The organism is Spirosoma flavus, assembly GCF_054778555.1.
The window spans coordinates 669,700-694,360 of the sequence record NZ_BAAGZL010000003.1 but is presented as its reverse complement, the minus strand read 5'-3'; the positions used below and the strand labels follow the sequence as shown (position 1 = coordinate 694,360).

Annotated in this window: 10 protein-coding genes; 5 read left to right on the top strand and 5 right to left on the bottom strand. The window is 51.3% G+C overall.

Going from position 1 to position 24,661, the window contains the following annotated elements; all coding sequences use genetic code 11:
* The first annotated feature begins 36 nt into the window (after positions 1-36).
* The 4 genes from ACYVF1_RS19315 to ACYVF1_RS19300 all read left to right on the top strand — a co-directional run bounded on the left by ACYVF1_RS19315 (position 37) and on the right by ACYVF1_RS19300 (position 15,515).
* Positions 37-2,628, top strand: coding sequence for a glycoside hydrolase family 9 protein (locus ACYVF1_RS19315; protein ID WP_461081829.1), 2,592 nt, complete (start codon positions 37-39; stop codon positions 2,626-2,628).
* Positions 2,629-2,915: 287 nt separating this feature from the next.
* A complete protein-coding gene (locus ACYVF1_RS19310) occupies positions 2,916-5,789 on the top strand; it encodes an ATP-binding protein (RefSeq protein ID WP_461081827.1) in 2,874 nt (957 codons plus the stop codon).
* Between the two features lie 223 nt (positions 5,790-6,012).
* Positions 6,013-15,030 (top strand): putative Ig domain-containing protein, encoded by a 9,018-nt coding sequence (locus ACYVF1_RS19305; protein WP_461081825.1) that lies wholly within the window; start codon positions 6,013-6,015, stop codon positions 15,028-15,030.
* 197 nt (positions 15,031-15,227) lie between these two features.
* Entirely contained in the window at positions 15,228-15,515 is a 288-nt protein-coding gene (locus ACYVF1_RS19300; RefSeq protein ID WP_461081823.1) for a hypothetical protein, read from the top strand.
* A gap of 55 nt (positions 15,516-15,570) precedes the next feature.
* Here ACYVF1_RS19300 and ACYVF1_RS19295 read toward each other — a convergent pair whose 3' ends face one another.
* From ACYVF1_RS19295 to ACYVF1_RS19275, 5 genes are all read right to left on the bottom strand, one after another.
* A complete protein-coding gene (locus ACYVF1_RS19295; RefSeq protein WP_461081821.1) occupies positions 15,571-16,782 on the bottom strand; it encodes an ATP-grasp domain-containing protein in 1,212 nt (403 codons plus the stop codon).
* Between the two features lie 131 nt (positions 16,783-16,913).
* Entirely contained in the window at positions 16,914-18,389 is a 1,476-nt protein-coding gene (locus ACYVF1_RS19290; RefSeq protein ID WP_461081819.1) for a leucyl aminopeptidase family protein, read from the bottom strand.
* 72 nt (positions 18,390-18,461) lie between these two features.
* Positions 18,462-19,538: an alpha/beta hydrolase gene (locus ACYVF1_RS19285; RefSeq protein WP_461081817.1), complete on the bottom strand. Its 1,077-nt coding sequence runs from the start codon at positions 19,536-19,538 to the stop codon at positions 18,462-18,464.
* 89 nt (positions 19,539-19,627) lie between these two features.
* Positions 19,628-20,029 carry a response regulator gene (locus tag ACYVF1_RS19280; protein WP_461081815.1) on the bottom strand — a complete coding sequence of 134 codons (402 nt, stop codon included), beginning with the start codon at positions 20,027-20,029 and terminating at the stop codon, positions 19,628-19,630.
* A 452-nt stretch (positions 20,030-20,481) separates the two neighbouring features.
* Complete coding sequence (locus tag ACYVF1_RS19275) at positions 20,482-22,983, bottom strand: ELWxxDGT repeat protein (protein WP_461081813.1); 2,502 nt, start codon at positions 22,981-22,983, stop codon at positions 20,482-20,484.
* Positions 22,984-23,476: 493 nt separating this feature from the next.
* Here ACYVF1_RS19275 and ACYVF1_RS19270 point away from each other — a divergent pair, with 493 nt between their 5' ends.
* Entirely contained in the window at positions 23,477-24,652 is a 1,176-nt protein-coding gene (locus ACYVF1_RS19270; protein ID WP_461081811.1) for a DUF4856 domain-containing protein, read from the top strand.
* Positions 24,653-24,661: the final 9 nt, after the last annotated feature.

Here is a 24,661-nt window from a genome sequence, read left to right as displayed (position 1 = left end):
CCAATTTTATAGACTCAAATCCCGAAAATTGGGATAATGAAAAATGGTCTGATCAATATGCCCGTTCGTTTATTCATAATCATCGTTTTGATAATCAGTTTCGTAGCTTTTGAAACGCGCCATCAGGAACCATCGGCCGTAATACGTATCAACTTGCTTGGATACCGGCCGCACAGTCCTAAAGTCGCCGTTTGGGGAAGCCTGACCGAAGCGAAAATCACTCGTTTTCAACTTGTCGATGAACAAACGGGAACGAACATTTATCAAGGTACATTAGGGCAGGGGTTTGGCGCGTATGGCCCGTTTCGGCAAACGTATCGGCTGGATTTTTCGGGCGTTCAAAAACCGGGAACGTACTACGTTCAGGCTGACGATGGAACCCGTTCGCCTGCGTTTCGGATTGGTGATGATGTGTATAACGGCACGGCTGATTTCTGTTTGCGCTACATGCGCCAGCAACGTAGCGGTTTCAATCCGTTTCTGAACGATTCGTGCCACACGCATGACGGCTACACGCTCTACGGCCCAATGCCCGACAGCACGCATGTGAACGTAGTGGGCGGCTGGCACGATGCGTCTGATTATTTGCAGTACGTCACTACGTCGGCCAACGCTACGTATCACCTGCTGGCAGCCGCTCGCGATTTTCCAACTGCTTTTAGTGATCAGCATCAGGGCAACGGTTTGAAAGGTGCTAACAACGTACCGGATATATTGGACGAAGCGCATTGGGGCCTCGACTGGCTTCTGAAAATGCACCCCACCGATGACTGGCTGTTCAACCAACTCGGCGACGACCGCGACCATGCCGGAATGCGAATCCCGAAAGAAGACAGCGCTTACGGCAAAGGCTACGAACGGCCTGTTTATTTTGCGACGGGGCAGCCGCAGGGGATGTTTAAATACAAAAATCGGGCGACGGGCGTGGCATCGACGGCGGGAAAAGTCAGTAGTGCGCTGGCGTTGGGGTATCAGCTGCTACGTTCCCGCGAACCCGCCTACGCCAGTCAGCTTCGGAAACGGTCGCAGTCGGCGTACCAGCTTGGATTGAAAAAGCCGGGAAATTGCCAGACAGCACCCGGTCGGGCACCGTATTTTTATGAAGAAGACAACTACGTTGATGACATGGAACTTGCTACGGTTGAGCAACTTAATCTGTCGAACGTAGCGAATAAGCAGGTACAGAAGTTTCAAAATACAGCACTGGATTTTGCCCAGAAGGAACCTGTTACGCCCTGGATGACCAATGATACGGCACGGCACTATCAGTGGTACCCGTTTGTGAACGTCGGTCATGCGGAACTAGCCAAAAAACTGCCTGCCAATCAGCGAAAAACCGTTACGGATTATTACAAAAAAGGGATCGAAACCGTCTGGCAGCGGGCGAAGGAAAACGCTTTTTATCGGGGTGTTCCGTTCATCTGGTGCAGCAATAATTATACTACGTCGTTTGCCACGCAATGTTACTGGTACCGAACCCTCACCGGCGATGCGCAGTACGTAGCGTTTGAACAGGCGAATTTTGACTGGCTGTTTGGCTGCAATCCGTGGGGAACGAGTTTTGTGTATGGGCTTCCGGCAAAAGGCGATACGCCCGCTGACCCGCATTCGGCGTTTACGCACCTGAAAAATTACCCGATTGATGGCGGTTTAGTCGATGGGCCGGTGCGAGGCAGCATTTATAGCAAACTAATCGGCATTATGCTTTATCAACCCGACGAATATGCAGCTTTTCAGAGCAACGTAGCTGTGTATCACGACGATTACGGCGACTACAGCACCAACGAACCAACGATGGACGGAACCGCTTCGCTGGTTTACCTGCTGGCTGCCAAACAAGTTGAAAAACCGGCATCGCTACGTAACAGCGCTACGTCAAAAAAGACGATAAAATCGCTTCCCCAACGTAGCAAAAAGCCGGTTATTGACCCAAAATCGACGTATTACAAAGGCGCAAAAATTCGGGGTGATACGTCGCTACGTCGGCTGTCGCTGGTTTTTACGGGCGACGAATTTGCCGACGGCGGTACTGTTATAGCCCGAACGCTTAAGAAACATGGCGTTCGGGCTTCGTTTTTTCTGACGGGGCGTTTTCTGCGAAACGCTACGTTCGCGCCCGTTATTCGTCAGCTCATTCAGGATGGTCACTACGTTGGCCCGCACTCTGATCAGCATTTGCTTTACTGTGATTGGGGAAAGCGTGATAGTCTGCTGGTTAACCGTGAACAGTTCGTTGCTGATTTGCTGGCTAATTACGCAGCACTTGCTACGTTCACCGGGAAAGCCAATTCTACTATGTTCTTTTTGCCGCCCTACGAATGGTATAATGACAGCATCGCTACGTGGGCTAAAGACGAAGGTATTCAGTTGATTAACTACACGCCCGGTACGCTTAGTCATGCCGATTATACAACGCCCATCGACCGTAATTATCGCAGCAGCGACGTAATTCTGGAATCCATTCGTGTCTGTGAACAGAAGAAACGCTCCGGCTTGAATGGGTTTATGCTGTTGATGCACATTGGCACTGATCCGCGTCGAACGGACAAACTGTACAATTATATGGACAAGCTGCTAACAGAACTTCGCGATAAATCGTATCGGTTGGTGCGGGTCGATGAACTTTAACTAATAGTGACCCTATTTAGGGCTTCGAAAAGAAGCTGAATAGCAGCGTTTTGCCATTCAGACTGGTCTGCTGGTGCGGTAGGGAAAATGGCAAATGAAATCCTCATGTTAAGCGTACGAAATAAACTTATCGTATATAAAAATCCCGATTTTAAACTTCAACGTATATATGGCGATTTATCCATAACCATAGGCGTAACTATCTATTTAATCAGTAAAATTTGGCTAAGTTTTTGTTTGATTATATGAAATCAGTTTAACCTGTTGGTTAAGTAGCGTAACTTCGAATGCGTCCCTGCGGCTTTATTGGTTTACTTCTTTTTTTTGGCGTTTTGCCTTTTCTCAGTCTTGCTCAGACTATCTCTTCAGTGATCGACGTGGGTGACACCACCCAGGTTCTTCCGTTGGGGCGCAGGTTAGCCATTCTGAACGACAAAACAGCTAAGCTCACGTTCGAGCAGGTTCGTCGGCGAACGGATTTTCAACCAAGCCAATCCGAAACATTTCAATATGGCTACAGCAGTAGTGCTTATTGGTTTCGGTTTCAGGTGTTGAACCAGAGTCAGGAAAATATAAAACACTGGTTAATAGGCCTTCTAGATGCATCGTCTATTGAATACGCCGACTGCTACGTCGTATATGCTGATGGGCGGGTGGATCACCAGACCGGTGGGTTGAAGCGCTCCTACGTAGATCGGGGGTTTTTTGCGACAACGCCCTTCTTTCGGGTCAAACTGCCTACTAACGAGCCGGTTACAGTCTATTTTCGCATTGAAAGCAGCTTGGCGATGTTCGGGAAGGTAACCATCTGGGAAGAATACCACAATCTGAGCAAAGGCCGGGTTATCATTTTTGCCATCTGGATGTTTCTGGGGCTGTTTATTCTGCGGTCGCTGAACAGCTTCGTGCTGGCCCGATTCGTTCCTAATCGGCAATTTCGCTTTTACACAGTCTGCACGTTTCTGCTCTACCTCGCTACGCTTGCCCGCACAGGTATTTATCCGATTCTGCTGTCGAACCACACTCAGCTGCTGGATTGGGTGCATACCGGTATGGGGCGACTCATGCCGTTTGGCTTAGCGGTCTGGCTGTATACGTTACTCGACAACCGCCCAATCTTACGGCCTATGCGCTGGTTGTTACTAGCTATCGCGTTTATTAGCTTCATCGGGGTGTTTTTGTCATTTTTTGTGCAGAATGCCGCCATCGGAAAGTTCTTTGCCACGTTGGTGCTGTTGACATATATTTTATTTTTCGTGGGCACCGGTATCATCTGGCGATTAGGACCACGGGCAGCATTAATTTTTGTATTGCCGATTGCTTTTTGTACTATTCCCTTTTCACTCTACCAGTTGCAGTCGTTAAATCTCATTCGATATCATCCGGCTATTAGTCAACTGGCGTTGCTGGCGCTGGCTATCGAAATGGTGTCGATGTCGCTGGTACTGGGACGTATCGTTCAGTCATACATCAAAGAACGGATAGCGGCCGCCAATGCCCTGATTAAGGAGAAGGTTGAGGTGGATAAGTTGCAGGAGCTGGATGCGCTGAAAACGCAGTTTTTCACCAACATCTCCCACGAGTTTCGAACGCCACTTACCCTGATCCTGGCTCCAATTACCGAACTCAAAGCCCGATACCCCGCCGAGCAGGTACTCTCCCTGATGGAACGTAACGGCCGACGACTCCTCAGCCTAATCAACCAGCTCCTCGACCTGAGTAAACTCGAAGCCGGGCAGTTTAAGCCCGAACTTGAACCCGGCGATATTGCTGTATTCTTCCGCACCTTAGCCAGTTCGTTCAGCTCGCTGGCCCAGAGCCGGCAGATCAGCTTCATCTTCGAGCAAACCGAAACGGGCTGGTGGACGCTGTTCGACCGGGACAAGCTGGAAAAAATCGTTACCAACCTGCTTTCCAATGCCTTTAAGTTTACGCCGGAAGGTAACCAGGTGCGCATGAATATTCGGTATCCCCATGAACAGCAGGTTGTTATCGAGATTAAGGATACGGGTATTGGCATTTCAGAGGCTAATCTGGCCCACATATTTGAGCGTTTCTATCAGGTGGATGGGCAGATGAACCGGGCTTACGAAGGAACGGGCGTTGGGCTGGCGTTAGTTCATGAACTGGTTCGGGTGCTGGGCGGAACGATTCAGGTAGCGAGCCAGGAGGGGGCGGGCACTACGTTCACGGTAAGCTTGCCGCTGGTTGCGGCTGTAGAACCGGCTCCCAATCAATCTGATGTCTCCCCAGACGTAGCGCCCGTTGCTGATACGTATCCAGATCTTGCTACGAATGGCACGTCTTCGAATGAGCCGCTCGACGTAGCATCGGCGAACGTACTGCTGATCATCGACGACAATGCCGACATCAGGTCGTATGTACGGAGTATATTTGAAGCAGAGTATCAGGTTCTGGAAGCAGTAGATGGGCAAGATGGCTTGGAAAAAGCTACGGCGTCGTTACCCAACGTAGTGATCTGCGATCTGATGATGCCCCGGCTAAGTGGGCTGGAGTTTTGCCGCATCCTGAAAACGCAACCGGCCACCAGCCACATCCCGGTGGTGATGCTGACGGCCAAAGCCACGATCGAAGATCGCATTGAAGGATTTGACTTGGGTGCCGACGATTACCTGACTAAGCCCTTCCATCGGACGGAACTCCACATCCGGGTTCGGAGCATTCTTGAACAGCGGAAGCGTCTTTATAACTGGTTTCGTCAGCAACCCAACGTAGTGGCCACCGTGGATACGGCCGACGTGGATACGGCCGACGTAGCAGCATCTGCTATGCCGGAAACCACTCCTGCCCTGGTTACACTCACTAATGAGCAGCTATTTATTAATCAATTGACAACGGTGGTTCATCAGCATTTGGCCGAAACCACTTTTTCGGTCGAATCGCTGGCCGAATCAGTAAACCTGAGTCGTTCGCAACTGCACCGAAAACTGAAGACTTTACTCGATACGTCGCCAACGCACTTTATCCGCGACATCCGGCTGGCGAAAGCGGCCGGATTACTCACAGAAGGTGATCGGAACGTAACGCAGATTGCCTATACCGTTGGCTTCGATAACCTGTCGTATTTCGCTAAAACGTTTCAGGATCATTACGGCGTTTCGCCCTCGCAATACGGCCGGCAGCCAGCCACGCCGTCGTAAATCAGCACTTTCGTCGTATCGAACAAAAAAAGCCCGGAAATCCGGGCTTTTTTTGTTCGATGCGACGAAAGTGTTAATGAATGCGACGAGAGTGTTAGCATAAGAACATATATTGATGGTATTTAGCACCCGCATTTAAGTATGCCGATGCAGTTTATTTTAAACAATATATATCCTTTTTGAAAAGAATATTAACAATTGCTTTTTCCTCATTTCAGGCTTTATGAAATCTAAACTTTTACTTTTTCTGCTGTGTTTCTCGGCGGCTTTTACGGCCTATTGCCAGGTTAGTACAGGACAAGATGACCCTGAGCGGTTATCGGTTCGTAAAACAAAAAACAGTAGGGCAAGGCAAGCCGCGGCTGCTGACGTATGCGCGGGCACTACGCTGGCGACATCTTATATTTCCAATAATGGTAGCCGGGGAGTTATGTTCGATATTGAAGCCACCAATACTGTCACTATCACTTGTTTCGATGCCAGTCTGTATGCTTCCACCACAGCTGATTACGAAATTTATTATAAAATAGGAAGTTATAAGGACTCAGAAACTACGGCTACCGACTGGACATTTGTGGGTAGAACTAATGCTGTTTCTTCGTTAGGTGTCTTTGTTCCCACTCCCCTTCCCATCCCTGTCAATGTGGTTATCCCAGCTGGACAAAAGGTAGGGTTTTACGTGACGAATACCGTAGATGGTGGTGTTAATTATACTACTTCTGCCACGGAAGGGGTGGTGGTGGGCTCTGATGCCAATATCACGATTACAGGCGGGGTAGGGAAACGTTATCCATTTTCAGAAACATTTAGATATCGTCTCCCCAACATTACAGCCCATTACGTATCACCTCTAGATCCCACTATCACAGGTTTTGCCGCTAGCCCAAATCAGGGCTGTGCAGGAACTCCGGTTACCTTCACCGCGACGGTAGGCAACGTAACGGGGAGTTATGCGTATACAATTACTAATGGAACGAGTACCACCACAGGCATTACGTCTACTACGTCGTTGAGTCAGAATTTAACAGCGGCTGGCTCGGGTCTTCAAGCCTTCACCCTGATCGTGACGGCCAGTGGTCAATCGGCATCGGCCACCACCAACGTAACCGTCAACAGTTCACCAACGGCGGAGTTGACTAACAATGGACCACTGAGCTGTACGATGACCAACGTAACGCTGACGGCTTCCGGTGGAAATTCCTACACGTTCGTCAATCCTAATGGAACCGTATTGGGTACCTCCGGCCCGACAACGACGCGGTCGGTGAGTCTGCCCGGAACGTATTCGGTGATAGTGGGGAATGCGAGTGGTTGTACCAGCACCACCAGCACGACGGTAGCCCGATCGAATGAGGTTACAGTCAACAATATACAAAAGCCAACCACCACTACTGCCACGGTGGGGACGCCGTTTATGCAGTCGTTCTCTGTTGTGTACGCGATCACCGAGCAGGGCCAGCAAATCCCACCTGGAACCACCGTTACGCTGGAGGATGGTACGTTACCGCCAGGACTAAATTTATCCAGTACAGGTGTTTTGTCGGGAACACCTACTCAGGCGGGAAGCTATTCATTGACGGTACGTGCTACCATACCCAGCAGCGGCTGTACCGCCGTGAGTCCATTGTATACGCTGGTGGTCAATCCGGCTGCCCCACCCACCATAACCGGCTTCACTACGTTGGACAACACGGTCTGCGTGGGCCAACCCGTCACGATCACGGCTACTATCGGCAATGTGACGGGCAGCTATGATTACACTATAGAGTTCAGTAATCACGTTCTTTTTAGCTACACCGCAACATCAGGTTCGTTTAGTCAAGGTCTTGCAACTCAAGTTCCTGGCAATCAAACCATTAAATTAACTGTCATTAGTAACGGGCAATCGACTTCAGCCCTCACCAACGTAACAATCAACAGTTTGCCAACGGCGGGATTAACTAACAATGGTCCACGGAGTTGTACGCTCACCAACGTAACGCTAACGGCTTCAGGCGGTACGTCCTACACCTTTGTTAACAGCAGCGGGAACGTACTGGGTGGTAGCGGCAACACCCGCTCGGTGAGTGCGCCCGGTACATATTCAGTAACGGTAGCCAATGCCAATGGCTGTGTGAGTACCACCAGCACCACGGTCAGTAGTAATACCGCTACGTTGTTTGTGACTAATCCGAATATAACCACGGCCACGGTGGGTACCGCTTTCAGCCAAACCTTCGTTACCTCGTACCTTAATATCGAGGGCAATACGGGTACTACCCGCTATTCACTGGCTAATGGTACGTTGCCCAATGGTCTGACACTGTCAGTGGGCGGTGTTTTGTCGGGTACGCCGACTCAGTCAGGGAGCTTTTTAATTACGGTACGGGGTACGGATTCCGTTAACGGCTGTACAGACGATGGTGCTACGTATACGCTGGTGGTGAATCCAGCCCAGGCTCCTTGCGGCACGGTGGTGTATGTGACCCAGAATGGGGCCGGCAGCCAGAACGGCAGTAGCTGGAACAACGCTTTCGCCGGTACGTCCCTGCAAACGGCCATCAACACGGCGGCCACCTGTGGAGCCCAGGTCTGGGTGGCTCAGGGAATTTACAGGCCCACCACCGGCACCGACCGCAGTATCAGCTTTGTGTTGAAAGAAGGAGTAGCTATTTATGGAGGCTTTAGCGGAACTGAAGGGCAACTGGGTGATCGGCCAGGAGTGAATCCGGTGACGGGGGCACCGTCGAGCAGCACCCTGTCGGGCGACATTGGTCAGCCTGACGACAACAGCGACAATAGCAATTACGTCGTGCGCAGTGATCCGGGCCTTACGGCCAGCGCCGTGCTGGATGGCTTCGTCATCAGGGGGGGGAGCAGCACTATTGGAACATCCACTATAGAAACTGATGGACTATACAATGTAAACGCCAGTCCTACCGTTCGCAATTGCTTTTTTGTGAATAACCTCGGACATGACATATTCAATCAAAACAGCCGCTTGTTGATTGCCAATTGCCGTTTTGAGGATGGCGGATCTTACGGCTCCATCCAGAACAATGGTCCGTCTAGCCTGACGATCACCGGCAGTCTATTTCGCAATACGTCAGGAGCCATTTATAATTCGGGTAATCAAAATGCCAATTCTTTGCTGATAAAAGGCACCACGTTTCAAGGTTTAACAGAATTTGGGGCTATCTATAATAGTGGAAATTCTAATTTTAGTTTGGAGATGGAGGATTGTGTGGTGCGGGATAACCGCACTTACACATCCACTATCTATTGTAGCGGAGGGTCCGTGGTACTACGCCGTTGTCAGTTCATTGATAATACAAGAATTGAGCAGGAAGGAGGAGCAATCTCTTTAAGCGGTGGCAACCTGGACGCGACGGACTGCTACTTTACGGGTAATTCGGCCTCTGATGGTGGGGGAGCTATTGCTATGTCCAACATCACAAGTACACTGCGATTGACGAACTGTGTCTTTGAGAAAAACAAGAGTACAGGTAGTGACTGGGAAGGGGGGAGTGTGGCTAGTAACGGTACTGCTATCATCATCAACACTCGTTTTGAGAGCAATACGGCGGCCTACGGGGGAGGGCTGGCACTTACCGGAGCGAACAATAATCAGCTCATTAACTGTTCCTTTGTGGGCAACGTCGCCACCCAACAGGGGGGGGCGCTCATTGCCAGAACTTCGTTACAAGTAGCTAATAGCTCCTTCCTGGGCAATCAGGGTTCTGAAGGGGGAGCCATCTACAATGGCATTGGAGGCACCACCCAACTGGTCAACTCGGTGCTGTTTAACAACGGCGGGAGCAATTCCTTTAAGCAGGATGAACCGCTGTCCAATCCGGCGCTGGTAGCTAGCTACAGTCTGTTTGAGCCCACCGTAACCAACTTTGCCGATGGGAGCAACAACCTGACTACCACCCTCTCGCCCTTTGCCTCGACTACCTCCACCCAACTGGCGAACTGTTCACCGGCTATCAACTCGGGCAGCAACACTGCCTACAGCGCAGCCAGCGGCCCGGCGACCGATCTGGCCGGTAATGGCCGCCAGTACAACGGGAGCATCATTGACCGGGGCGCCTATGAGTACCAGGGTATCCCCACCACGCTGACGGTGAGCAACCCAACCGTGAGCACCGCTGCGGTGGGGCAGGCCTTCAGTCAGAGCTTCACGGCTAGCGGTGGCAGTGGCGCCTACAGCTACTCGGTGGTCAGCACGAACCTGCCCGCCAGCCTGAGTCTGTTGGCTAGTGGCGTGCTGAGTGGTACGCCGACGCAGGCGGGCAGCTACTCGGTGCTGGTGCGGGCTCAGGATGCCAACGGCTGCGTGGGGATTGCCAGCCAGGCGTACACCCTACAGGTACTGGATCAGACGCCGGTTATCACCAGCTTTGCGGGCAGTCCGGCAACGGTCTGTGCGGGCAGTCCGGTTACGTTCACAGCCACAGTAGGCAACGTAACGGGCTCCTACAACTATACCCTCACCAATGGCGGCAGTCCCCAGATCGGCTCTGCCAGCGGCAACTTCAGCCTGAACGTACCGGCCAGCGGGTCGGGCGTACAATCCTTTACGTTGCTGGTCAGTAGTAACGGTCAGTCGGCAACGGCGACCACTAACGTAACCGTTTCCAGTCCGGCTAGTGCCACAATTGCTTATGCGGGATCGCCCTTCTCCACGACTGCCGTTCCGGTGAACGTAACACGCACGGGTACAGCTGGTGGTACGTATACGGCCAGTCCAGCGGGTCTGAGTATCAACGCCAGTACGGGCCAGATCACGCCCGCCAGCAGTAGTCCGGGTAATTATATAGTTACTTACACCTTTGCGGCTAGTGGTGGATGCCCTGTCTTTACCACCACCACGCCGATCAGTATTCAATCGCTTTCAGCCGACCTATCCATTACTGTTACCGATGGCGTAACGACGGCCATACCAGGTGGCTCGGTTACCTACACCATCACGGCCTCCAATGCCGGTCCATCGGCGGTTACCGCAGCCCGGGTCACGGATACCTTCCCGGCGGTGTTGACCTGTACCTGGACGGCCATAGGTTCGGGAGGTGGTACGGTAACCGCTTCGGGATCAGGAAATATTAACGAACTGGTCAATCTGCCATCGGGGGGATCGGTCACCTTTACGGCCACGTGTGCCGTCAGTTCGGCGGCTACGGGCACTCTGAGCAATACCGCCCGGGTAACGGCGACCAACGGCGAGAGTGACCCTACGCCCGGCAACAACGCGGCTACGGATACCGATACGTTTACTCCACAAGCTGACCTGTCGATCACCCTGACGGATGGGGCAACCACGGTAGTACCGGGCGGTTCGGTTTCCTATACGATTACGGCTTCGAACAACGGCCCATCCAGCGCACCGGGGGCCATTGTAGTGGACATCTTCCCGACAAGCCTGACGGGCATCAGCTGGACGGCGTCGGGCAACGGGGGGGCAACCGTAACGCCTTCGGGATCAGGAAATATCAGTCAAGCCGTCAATCTGCCCGTGGGTAGTTCAGTGGTTTTTGTAGTGACGGCTACGTTGAATTCAGCCGCTACCGGCACCTTGACCAACACCGCTACGGTCAGTGCGCCGGGTGGCGTGTCTGACTCATCGCTTGGTAACAATTCGGCTACGGACAGCAACACCATTAGTTCCCTGACACCCACCATTGCCGGTTTTTCGGGTAGCCCAAACTCGGTTTGTGCGGATAGCCCGCTCACCTTCACTGCTACCGTGGGCAACGTAACGGGTAGTTATAATTATACGCTAACGAATGGTGGCAGTACATCGGTAACGGGTAGTACGTCTACTAGTTCGCTGAGCCAGACGCTGATAGCGGCTGGCTCGGGTTCGCAGTCTTTCTCGTTGCTTGTCAGTAGCAATGGTCAGCTGGCAACGGCGACTACTAACGTAACGATAAATGCCTTACCGGTCGCTACGTTAACGGCGAATTTGGGCGGTACGTTGACCTGCGCCCAATCCAGCCTGACGCTGACGGCGACGGGCGGCACTAGCTACAGTTTCGCCGGGCCGGGAATCATCAGTCAGAATGTCAGTTCAGGCACAGCGGTCGTGAGTGCGAGTGGTACGTATTCGGTGACGGCTACCACATCGGGCTGCTCAAGCACGACCAGCCTGACAATTTTCCAAGACAGCACCGTACCGACCGTGAGTATTACGCCTTCGAGTGCTACGTTGACCTGCGCTACCTCGTCGGTGAGCCTGAGTGCTACAGGTAGTAGTGGGACGTATCGCTGGAACACGGGAGAAACATCCTCCTCCATCAGTGCTACGTCGGCCGCTACCTACTCCGTTACGTTGACAGCTACCAACGGTTGTACAGCAACGGCTTTGGCCCAGATTTCCCAGGATAGTAACGCACCACTGGTGAGTATCACGCCCAATAGCGCTACGTTGACCTGTGCCAGTCCAGTAATTAGCTTGTCAGCAACCGGCAGTGGAACGTACCGTTGGAGCACCGGCGCTACGTCCCAAGCCATCTCTGTTAGTACGGCTACTACCTATTCGGTTACGCTGACGGCAGCAAACGGTTGTACAGCTACAACCAGCGTTACCGTCGTGCAGGACAGCAATGTGCCCACTGTGAGCATCACACCCAGTATTGGAACGCCGACCGGCGCTACGTTGACCTGTGCAAATTCAACGGTTACCTTGACCGCTACCGGAACAGGTACGTACCGCTGGAGCACCGGCGCTACTTCGCAGACGATCACGGCGAACACCGCCGATACGTACTCCGTTACCATAACGGCTACCAATGGTTGCACGGCTACCGCTTCAATCCAGGTCTTCCAGGACAGCAATGTGCCTTCGGTGAGTATTACGCCTTCGAGTGCTACATTGACTTGTGCGAACCCGAGTGCTACGTTGGTGGCTACTGGCAGTGGTACGTTCCGCTGGAATACCGGAGAAACATCGGCCAGTATTTCCGTCTCCGCAGCCGCTACCTATTCGGTGACCATCACGGCTTCTAACGGCTGCACCGCCACGACCACCGCGTCCGTGGTTCAGGACAATGCCCTGCCCACCATCACCATCTCGGCCAATCCATCGCTGACTATTTCGGCTGGGCAAAGTGCTACGTTGACCGCTAGCGGGGCCACGGCTTACCGCTGGGACAATGGGGCTACGACTTCGTTCATCGTGGTCAATAGCCCCGGTACGTACTCGGTGAGCGGGACAGTAGGCAATTGCCAGGCCGTAGCTTCGGCGACGGTTTATCAAGTGTCTGCCCCGGCTGGCCCCTTCGCCATCACGGCGGTGGTGACCAACACCTGCCAGCAGATTGCTAGTAATCGCTACGTTATCAGCGTTACTCCGCAGTTTGCCGGCCTCAATGGCCAACCGGTGAGTGTGTCGATTGTCAACGAGATGTTTCCCACCACGGCACCGGGACCTTACACGCTGCAACTTTACAACGACAATCCGACAATTACCTTTAAAGCCCAGCAAAGCGGTACTGTTGGTGAATCTTCGTTTGCCTACAATTGGCTGGCTGCCTGTCAGAATCCTCAACCCAACACGCCACCACGTGTTAATCAGCCGCTGGCCGATCAGCAGGCGCGGGTCGGCGAGGGCTTTGGCTACACCCTGCCCCAGACCACCTTTACCGACAATGAGTCGCCCAATAGTCTGGTGGTGAGTGTCACGGGCTTGCCTGCGGGTCTCAGTTTCAACCCGCCAACGCAAATTGGTGGTGTGCCCACGGTGGCCGGCGTGAGTTCGGTGACGGTAACGGCTACCGATCCGGGCGGATTGAGTGTGAGCACGACATTCCTGCTGACCGTCTCTGAAGCCAATGCGACTAACACCCCACCCCGTGTGGTTAATCCAATTGTCAGCCAGGTGGGTATTCAGGGGCAGCCCTTCAGCCTGAATGTGAGTAATACGTTCACCGATTCGGAGACGCCCAATGCTTTAACGTTGACGGCTAGTGGCTTACCCCAGGGGTTAAATCTCGTAGGCACGGTTATCACGGGTACGCCCTCCCAGACAGGCACGTCCACCATCAATCTGACGGCGCTTGATCCGGGTGGCTTAAGTGCATCGACCAGCTTTGTGCTGACGGTGCAACCTTCCTCGGTGACCGCCAGCGCACCCTTCGCCATCACGGGGGTAAGCCCGCTAACCTGTACCCAGATTGCCAACAACCGCTACGAGATCAGCTTTACGCCCCGCTATTCGGGTCTGAATGGACAAGCGGTGAGTTTCTGGGTGGTGAATGAGTTGTTCCCCACTACGGCGCCGGGTCCCTATAGCTTGCAGCTTTACAACGATAATCCGACGATTTTGCTCAAAGCCAAACAGGAGGGAACAGCAGACGAAGCTAGTTTTAGCTACAACTGGCTGGCAAGTTGCAGTGCGCCCCAGCCCAACACGCCCCCTCGGGTGAATATTCCGCTGACTGATCAGACGGCGAAGGTCGGGCAGGAGTTCGGCTACACCATTCCGCAAACGACTTTCACGGATAATGAGACTCCTCATAGTTTGGTGCTAAGTGTGAGCGGCTTACCCGCAGGATTAAGTTTCTCCCCGCCGACTCAGATTGGGGGCGTGCCGAGTGTAAGCGGAGTAAGTTCGGTGACGGTAACGGCCACTGATCCGGGTGGACTTAGTGTGAGCAGTACGTTTGTGCTAACGGTGAATCCGGCCAGCAACACGGTGGTGACGCCCCCCACACCGGGTGCATTTGCCATCACGGGGGTAAGCCTGGTGGAATGTCAGGCGCTGGGTGCCAACCGTCGTTCAGTGCGCTTTACTCCGCAGTATTCGGGCTTAAGTGGCGAGCCGGTGAGTTTCTCGATTGTCAACGAAATGCTACCGACGACGGCTGCTGGACCTTATACGCTGGAGTTGTACACCGATAATGCGGTATTACGGATGCGGGCACAGCAGGGCAGTACTACTACCAGTTATGACTACAACTGGCTGGCAGCCTGCAATAGTCCGGCTCGGCAGGGAGTTGCCGAACTGGTTCCATTAGGTATTGTAGTACAAGGCAATCCGGTGGAGGGTGATTACGCCACCATTAAAGTAACAGGAGCCGATGGACAGCCATTGCAACTTCGATTAACCAGCGAACAGGGGCATTCGGTGAGTGAGCAGATGTTACCAGCGGTCGAGTCGACGGCTACGTATCGGGTCCGGTTGGGTCGTTCATCAGGCGTTTATCTCCTGGATGCCAGCACACCTACCCAACGGCAGGTCGTGAAAATCCTGAAGCGATAAAAGTCAGCGGATTATTACCTTTTGAACAACGTAACGCTTCCTTATGGGCCAGGCTTGGTCTTTAAGGAAGCGTTACGTTGTTATGCCTTGCTGAATACTCATTCATAGAAAACTGTTGACCAGGAAACGTAGTTTATAAGTAGCCATCTATCCGTTACGTAGCAGATGGCTATTTACTCAACGAATTATCTTTTCTTATGAAATTTATTCCCGTTTGTTTCGCACTATGTTTAGTCAGTGCTGTCTGTTTTGGGCAGGCTGATTCCTCCAAAACAACCCAGGAACCTGTTCAGAAACAGGTATCTATTCCGGGTGTTGACACACCTACGTCGGGGCCGGGGCTAACGGCGCAGACGCCGACGGTCACGCCCCCACCTCCGCAGGATGGGAAAAAGCGAAAAACTCTTCCGCCCAGCGACCCACGCGCGTTTGGCGTATCGGTTCCTATCGGAAAAGCTAAAAACGATTCATTACGTAAAGAGTAGTTAAAAAGAGTCGTCAGTCATTATGTACAGAACTGACGACTCTTTTTCGTTTAGCTTAACTGGTTGGTTTGTCGGGAACGGGGGCCGATGCGTGGAATTCCTGGTAAATCCGGTGCATATACGTATCGAGCAGCTCCAGAATACGTTCCCGGTTGTCGGCGTTGGCTATTAAACCGACGTGGTATTCCTTTTTCATACGCCACCAGATTTCCGATTCACTAAATACCGATAAATCAGGCCATTGTTGCCGAGCTAATGAGACAATCAAGCCTGCATGCTGACCACTATCTGTCGGCGGAACGTAGTGATCTTTGCGGGCCATAGCGACCTCCAGTTTGGCCCATTCCCGCCAGAGATTAACACCCGATGCGGCTTCAACCATTTCGGCAATGTGCGCTCCACCAACCCGCGAAGCCGTTTCCAGAAAATATAATTCGCCATCGTGATCGCCCCGGATATATTCCGAATGAGAAGCACTGAAGCGCATCCCAAATGCTTCCAGTACCTGATCGTTTATCTGACGTAGTGCCGCCGTTTCATCACTATCAAGGGGCAACGTAGCCGTCCGAAAGACGCCCCCGCCGTGCGCTACTTCCATCGGCGTCGCCAGATACTGACTAACCCGCGAAAAGACAGCCTTGCCGTCAACTGATAGAGAATCAACGTGATATACTTTTCCCGGTTTAAACGTTTCAATGAGGTAATGATGCCGAAGGTCGCCCAGCAGGTGAATGGCCGACCAGGCTTCATCCAGCGAATGCACTTTGCGAATACCCGTTGTCGAAGCTTCCGAGCGCGGTTTGATGAGCCAAGGGCCTTCGGTCGTTTGCAGGAAATGCGTAACGGTTTCGTCGTGAAATATGGGACTGAAGGTCGGTACCCGAATCCCTGCCGCAGCCGCCCGCGTTCGCATCGCCAGCTTATCGCGAAAATACCGGGCTGTCGTCTGCCCCATGCCATCAATGCGGAATGTTTCGCGGATGAGCGCTCCTTTCTCTACATCAAAATCGTCCAACGCCACCACTCGATCTATCCTGCGCGACCGCATCATATGAGCCAGCCCCACAATCATTTGCTCCAGATCATTGGGTTCGTTGCTGTGCGAGGGCAGAAAAAATAGTTCATCGATAGCCTCCCGTGGCCAGTCTTCGTTGGCCAGTTTCTGGTCGGTCAGCAGATAAACTGTGTTGCCCATCTCTTTGCAGGCCCGCATGAAATCATGTCCCTTGAAAAACGTAGCAATACACAAAATAGACAACTGGCTCATAGGAAGGGAGTTTGCGATCAAGAGTACTGTTCAGGTTTCAGCGGAGCCGCCGGACAGTGGGCCAACGCGGAAACCAGGAACAACGTATCGGAACTTAAAGTACGGCAAAAAGACTAAACTCGAAATTTTTCTTAATGCATTTCTGCAATCAGATTCCGTAAATAAGCGATTAATAGCCGAATTCCAAATCCGGTAGCATTCTTCTGCGAACCAAATTCAGTATCAGCGAAGGCCATTCCCGCAATATCCAGGTGCGCCCAGGCGGGGTGTTTTTCGGTGAAAACTTCCAGGAATTTGGCCGCGCTGATGGCTCCGGCAAACGGTTTTCCACTGAAATTTTTCAGGTCTGCTACGTCCGATTTGATGTCTTCCTTATAATTATCCCAGATGGGCAGCCGCCACAGTCGTTCGCCGGTCTGGTCGGCGGCTTCGATGAGTTTGCTGGCTAACGTATCATTCGGCGTAAACATCCCGGCGGCATGATAGCCTAGAGCGGCAATTACGTTCCCTGTCAACGTAGCGAGGTCGATTAGAATATCAGGCTGGTAATTGCGAACCATGTAGCCCAGTCCATCGGCCAGAATCACCCGTCCTTCGGCATCCGTATCAATGATTTCGATGGTTTTTCCCAGATACGACGTAATGACATCGCCCGGCTTGGTCGAGCGACCGTCGATGGCGTTTTCTGTGGCGGGAACAATGCCTATTACGTGAATCGGCAAGTTAAGTTTAGCCGCTACTTCAACCGCGCCCAGCACAGCCGCTGCCCCACCCATATCGCTTTTCATGAGGTGCATACTGGCCGACGTTTTAATCGAAACACCGCCCGTATCGAACGTAACGCCTTTGCCTACCAGCCCTACTTTCAATACGTTATCGACGCCTTCCGGTTTGTAATTGGCAATAATGAGCACCGGTGGAGCCTCGCTGCCCTGACTCACGCTCAGCAATGCCCCCAGATGTTGAAGCTCTAGTTCATTTTTGTCGAGAATCGTTACGTTGTAGTTATGCGCCCGCCCCGACGTAACGGCCCAGTCGGCCAGCGTTTGCGGTTTTTTCAGGTTAGCAGGGGCATTCATCAAGTCCAGCATCTGGCGCTGGGTCTGCGCAATGGCTTCACCACGTAGCAAAGCTTCCTGCGCCGAAGCTAACTGCACTTCATCGACGTAGAGGGTTATCTGGCCAGCTTCCGAAAAGATCGCGGGAACTTCCTGTTTATCAGTCTGATACAATCGCAAGTCATAGCCGCCCCCGCGAATTCCAAGTACAACTACTTCCACTACGTCGCCCGGAAAGCCCGTTAAATCGACACCCAGCGAAGGCAATAACTTGTTTTTTTGATCGAAAAAAAACTTCCGAAAAATGCGTAACCAATCCATCGGCTGCGGGTCGGTACCCAAACCGAGTAAGTATGTTCGGCTTCCATCAGGAACGTAGAACGTCGATACGTCTTTGGCTTCTGCCTTAAAATCGCGTTGAAGTGCCGACGTATCGATAGACAGCCTCGGGGCTAGCTTCGTTAGTTGTTCAGCCAGCGTTTCTGTCTGAACAACGGGGATAAGTAGTTCACCAGTGGTTGGTGATTGGGTATTAAGTGTTATCGTCACGGAAGAAAAATTTAATGTTGTTTGCGTTAAAGCGTGGTCGCTGCGCGACGAGATACTAATGCAAACAGCTTGTCAATAAAACAGCCATTCGATGGCTTTGGGAAATTCGCGGCTCCAGTGAAACTCCTGATGCGTTCCTTCCGGATCGACCGACAGATGCAAATCAATTGGATTGCCCGCGTACTGCTGACGAATCAGCGAATCTTTAAAGCGCTGAATATTAGGAACCATATATTTGGATTCCTGTTCACCACCATACGCATAGATTTTCATGGGTACTGGCGCCTGAAAGCGAATCGCGTCGAAATAAATTTTGGGTGAAATCCATAAGGCAGGCGAAAATATCATCAATCGGCCAAATACGTTGGGGTACATCAGTCCGGCATACAGGCTGATTAATCCGCCTAACGAACTGCCACCAATGCCTGTATTACTGGCGTCGGGTAGGGTACGGAATGACCGGTCAACGATGGGTTTCAGGGTGTGGCGGATGAAATCGAGGTAATACTGTCCCCGGCCACTTCCGGCTCGAGTCCGATGAAACGTAAACTCTCTGATACGTTCATCATCCGCGTGGTCGATCGAAATCAGAATGAGTTCGTGATGGTGGTGGGCGGCCAGAATCGCCATTTTCTGGTCAATTTCCCAACTGCCGTACCCCGATCCTCCCCCGAACAGGTTTTGTCCGTCGTGTAAGTATAATACGGGATAACGCTTTTCAGATTCGTTATAATCATGCGGCAATAAAGCGTGAACCCGCCGAAAACGGTCGATTGTAGGTACCTGAAACGCATCGCCAAGAAGTTCTATTTTCGGTAAAAACGCCGGATTATAGGGCATCCCAAACCAACGCCAGTGCGGCACGTATTCCCGCTTTATTTGGGTAGTTCGGAGCACAGTTCGATTGGGAGCCGACTCACCCAGGGCATTTAGTTCGACGTGGTCCCAACCGCCACGAGTGTACTTGTATTCCAGCTTTTCGGGCAGGGGCAACTCGTGAGGAAATTCGTAGGTGAACTGGCCCGGTCCCACTGGTGTCATCTGAAAGACCTCTATATCAGGGTACCAGTCACAGAAATTGCCCGATACAAACACCGGGCGATCGTCATTATCGGGAGTTGTTAATTCTAAACGTAGTGATGAAGACATACAGACAAAATCGGATACCAGCCGCAGTTGGTTCAGATTCAGTCCGTAAAATTAGGAAGACTCCCACGAATTCATTTGCTGACAAAGCATTAAGCCAACGCCCACTCCTCGGTTAATCCCTGCACCAGACCTACCAATTGCGTGTAGCTGCTTGGTTTAGTAAGGCATTTATTTGCACCCAGCGCCATACTCCGCTGACGATCAGCGTTGTCTGAGGAAGTTGTGAGCATAACCACCGGTAGTTTCGCAAATTTGGGCGAATTGCGTAATTGAGCGAGTGTTTCGAATCCATTCTGGCGAGTCATGTTAATATCGAGCAGAATGAGTTGTGGCAATGAAGTCGAATTAGTCAGCTTAGGCAATAACTGATCGCCGTCGTTGAGGGTAAGTACACTCACCGGTTTTGTCATGTCCTCAAATGCCGAACGTAGGAAGAGACGATCATCTTCATCGTCATCAACAATCCAGACGGAGGGGGGAGTTAGAGGCAAAGTGCTAGTTGAATAATGGAAAGCCATGCTTTGACACGTAATGACGATGATTGCAGAAAGCGGTAAGAAACTCACCGACTGATTACGGCGCCAAAAGAACTAAACAGAGAAGGCAGTAAATTGTCGCAACGGATAGGTTAGCAAACTACTCAGTACCTAAATCACGCAGCAAATAAACAAAAATAACGAGGTGTAGAACCCAGAAGCAGGAATCAAAGATAGTATATCTATGCGTAGCATCCAACCGAATGACTATCTATTTAATAGTGAATTAACATGTATTAATGACAATTAAAAACGGCTCAACAGGCCATTTTAATGGAATGTTTATATTTCTTGCTACCAGAACGTCAGTTAGTAAACAAACCCGGCACACTAATCATGATCGTGTGCCGGGTTTGTTTACTAACTGACAATTGTATGGTAACCTAATACTGCTCTCCGCCAATAAATTACTGCTTCACGATCTTAATGGAAATCACTTCCTGAGCCGTGCTGACATGTAACACATACATCCCACTTATTGCCTGGCCGATATGTAAGCGTTCCTCATGGCGTAGTTTGGTTACGTTTATGGAACGATCAATCAAGGGCCGACCATTTAAATCGGTCAGGAACAGACGTACTGATTTGTCCTGCGCATTATCGATTGTTACCGTAAACTCTTCCGCTACCGGATTTGGATAAACACCTGCTTTGAGGCTAGCTATCGGCTCAATAGTCGCACTGGCCGCAAGTCGGGCGCCTACGGGACATTGCGCCCGAATATCCCAGATATAACTTACTTCCGCGCCACTCTGACGGGCACGTAGCAGAAGTGGGACTGCATCGGCGGCTGTACGTAGCTCTACGTCAACGTATTGATTGGGATTAGTTGACCAGTCAGTGATGCCAATAGAGCGAAACTCAATAGGCGTCCCATTGCCGCCACTCGTCAGGAACGTAAAGGCGCCCGTCTGGCAATCGTATTGAGGTGCCAGCAATTGCAGATTGCTTCCGCCCGGATTTGGCGGGTTACCACCGACCGGACACTGCGCCCGAATATCCCAGATATAGGTGACCTCTGCGCCATTCTGGCGGGCACGTAGCAGAAGCGGAGCAGCATCGGCGGCTGTCCGTAGCTCTACGTCAACGTATTGATTGGGATTAATTGACCAGTCAGTGATGCCAATGGCACGGAACTCAATGGGTGAACCGTTGCCTCCGCTGGTCAGGAACGTAAAGGCGCCCGTCTGGCAATTGTATTGAGGTGCCAGCAATTGCAGATTGCTTCCGCCCGGATTTGGCGGATTACCACCAACGGGACATTGCGCCCGGATGTCCCAGGTATAAAACGCTTCCGACCCATTCTGACGGGCACGTAACAGGATCGGGGCGGCATCAGCCGCAGTACGTAGTTCAACATCAACGTACTGATTAGGATTAGCTGACCAATCAGTAATGCCAATGGCCTTAAACTCGATAGGCGAACCGTTGCCTCCGCTGGCCTGAAATGTAAATTGACCCGTCGCACAATTGTAGATTGGTGCTTTGAGCTCCAGGGCGCTGGAAACCGGTGGCTGTGGCGCATTTAATGTGTAGAGTTCTCTACCCTTAACCGGGTCCGTATGCGTGAAAAATAGGGTGCCGTTAACGTTCGTCAGATTAGCGGTTGGATCGCCCGATATATAGATACTTGTGGCTTGGTTTGTGGAAGGGTCTGTTTTAAAAATTGAACCAAGACCACTAACGAAATAAAGCGTGCCATCGACATTCGTTAGGTAAGTTGGCGCAAACGCACTGGTCACCTGTACTGTGCCCTCCAGCGTACCATTCGTTTTCCAGAGCTTATTGGCGAAAACGAAATACAGCGTTCCGTTGACATTAATAAGGCTCGTTGGCGAGGTTGCCTGATCGCCGGTGGCGCCGTAGGGAATATTATTACTAAGTGGGTTATCATTCGAGGACATAACAAAAGTGGCAAAAAAACCAGTGCCCGGATTATTAGTCCCGTTTGATTTGAAAATCCCCCAATAACTGGAGCCGCCCTTGGAAATCAGGCTGGTATAATACAGCGTTCCATTAACATCGGTCAGGTTAGCCGGATTCGGTCCTTCAGCCGGATTGGCGATTCCGTCAACTAGTTTCACGGTACCAGCGGCCGTGCCATCCGATTTCCAGAGCCGATGAAAATCGCCCGCCTGTCCGTCGTTCGCGGTGAAGAAAAGCGTCCCGTTGACATTGATCAAATGCTTAATTTTATTGTTGTCGGCTGGTCCTGGGGCAATCGTTTTCACCAATTCTGTCGAAGCGATTGTACCGTTAGACTTATAGAGACCGCCCCCGTATACGAAATAAAGTGTGCCGTTAAGGTTTGTCAGTTGGGAAATTTTAGGAAAGTTTGGTGGATCTGATGGGTAATACGTAATACGGATCGTTCCGGGCGAATTTGTGCCATTTGATTTAAGTAAACCTGTATAGCTGCCACCACCGAGCGCCAGTGTATTTGAGTAATAAAGTAAGCCTCCCACATTCGTAAGATTCTGAGGATCTTTACTTTCTGGCTTGCTGCCTTGTCCATCCAGCAGCTCTACCGTACCACCCTCTGTGCCATCTGATTTCCAGAGTTCGTTGGGATAAATGCCAAATTGAGGAACGGGAATTTTCGCGCTAAAAAACAACGTACCGTTTACATTCGTCAGGTTTTGAATATTAGCGCCATCGGCTCCCGGGAAAATATCTCTGACGAGCATGGTCCCTTGTTCAGTACCGTCTGACTTCCAGAGCTCTTTCCCGTGTACGCCGTCGTCGGCCACAAAGTACAGTTTCCCGTTGATGTTGGTGAGCTGTTCAGGCAATGATGAGCCAGCGCCGGGCTTAATGTCTTTAATAAGGGTCTGAGCGACAATCGGTAAGGTATGTATACCGATCAGGTACAGCATTAGCCCTAATACTCGTTTGTACAGTCTTTTCATAGTCGTATTTGTGTTTTGATAAATGGTAAAACCACTAGCTTGAAACCGACGTAGTGTCTTAGTAAGTACAAATCAAGAAAGCAGATAGCTACCATGCATGGAGGAGTTGATAACAGGTAGGACAGACTGAATAAGAGGATGGTTTTCCCCGTCTTTTACCATAAATCATACTTATAGATTTAAATCACGCTGGAGTAGTCAGGATAGGAACAATAGTGTCTGAGTGGCCTGCTCCAAACGTACTAGCGTATTCACCGTTCAGTAAGATGAGTGCCCAACTGACCAGTTAATCCGTTAATAATCAATAGGTAATTTATCTCGGCTGCAACAGACTGACAGGGCGCTTTTAACCCTGGAACAACCTACCAACAGACGTATTTTAAATGGCTTTCTGGACTAGAGCATCAAATAATTTCAAAAACGATTTTATAATCAGTCTAAATAGTATTTACATTTGTGGCGACAATCTGCTCACTTATAAAATCCATTACTTATGGTTCATCGCCATTTACCTACCAAATTTGCATCTCTGACCCTATTAGCAGTAGCTCTGGCAGCTTGCAGTAATCCAGACGAAAACCCGAATACTGTTTCTCCTCAACTTCGCAAAAGCGTCGATTACACCAAGCTGACTGATACGACCACCTACGCCAATTATTTTGTTGATGACAAAGGTGCCAAAACTGTCGATCTGACTGTAGGTAGTGCTCGTTTGGGTATGTTTCGGGCGATCAATACGTATAACGGAACTGCCGCCAGTGCAGGTGCTACGTTGGATGCGACGGTTCTGAAAAACATGTTCTCGAACACTGGAAGCCCGTTTTCGGGTACGGCCAACACCAGCCTGAATACATCGGGCGTTCAGCTTCGGAACGTAACGGCTTCGTCGTTAGCGGCTGCTGATGCTGAGAAAGAGCGGGCTACCATCGAAGCCGCTTTCACGCCAATGGCGGCTATCAGCAAATTTGCGTCGGCTACGGCTTCGGAAGGTAAGCCCGGTAAATTAGGTACGTATCTGGTTGATGATAAAGGGATTGAGTGGGCGCAGATTATCCAGAAATCACTGATTGGCGCTTTCCAAGTAGATTACATCGCCAACGTATTGCTGAGCGATAAAAATCTGGCGCTGGATAACCAAACGCTGGTGAGCGGCAAAAACTACACGGCACTTGAGCAGAACTGGGACGAAGTTTTCGGCATCATCACGGCTAACCCTGTTTATGGAGGTAAAGCTACCACTACGTCTTCGGGCGAAAGCTTTATCGGTTCGTATCTGTGGGAATACAACAAAGAAGATTTTCCGAAACTCCATAAAGCTTTGTTGACCGGTCGTGCTGCTATTGTTAACAACGACAAAGCGCTACTAAAAACGCAGGCAACGCTTATCCGGTCGGCAATGGAAAAAGCCATTGCTGCGGCTGCTCTGGGTTATCTGGGCAAATGGAAAACGGCGGGCACCAACACAGCGGCAGCTGCTCACGCGATGGGCGAGGGCTTAGGTTTCGTTTACAGCCTGCGCTACGCGAAAATGAATAATGTCGATGCCGCCTTCTCGGACGGCCTGCTTAATAACCTGGTTTATTCAGCGCCAAACGGTTTCTGGGGGCTGACTAACGCCAAAATTGATGCAGCCGCAACGGCCATCAAATCGAAATTCAACATGCAATAAAAAAATTGA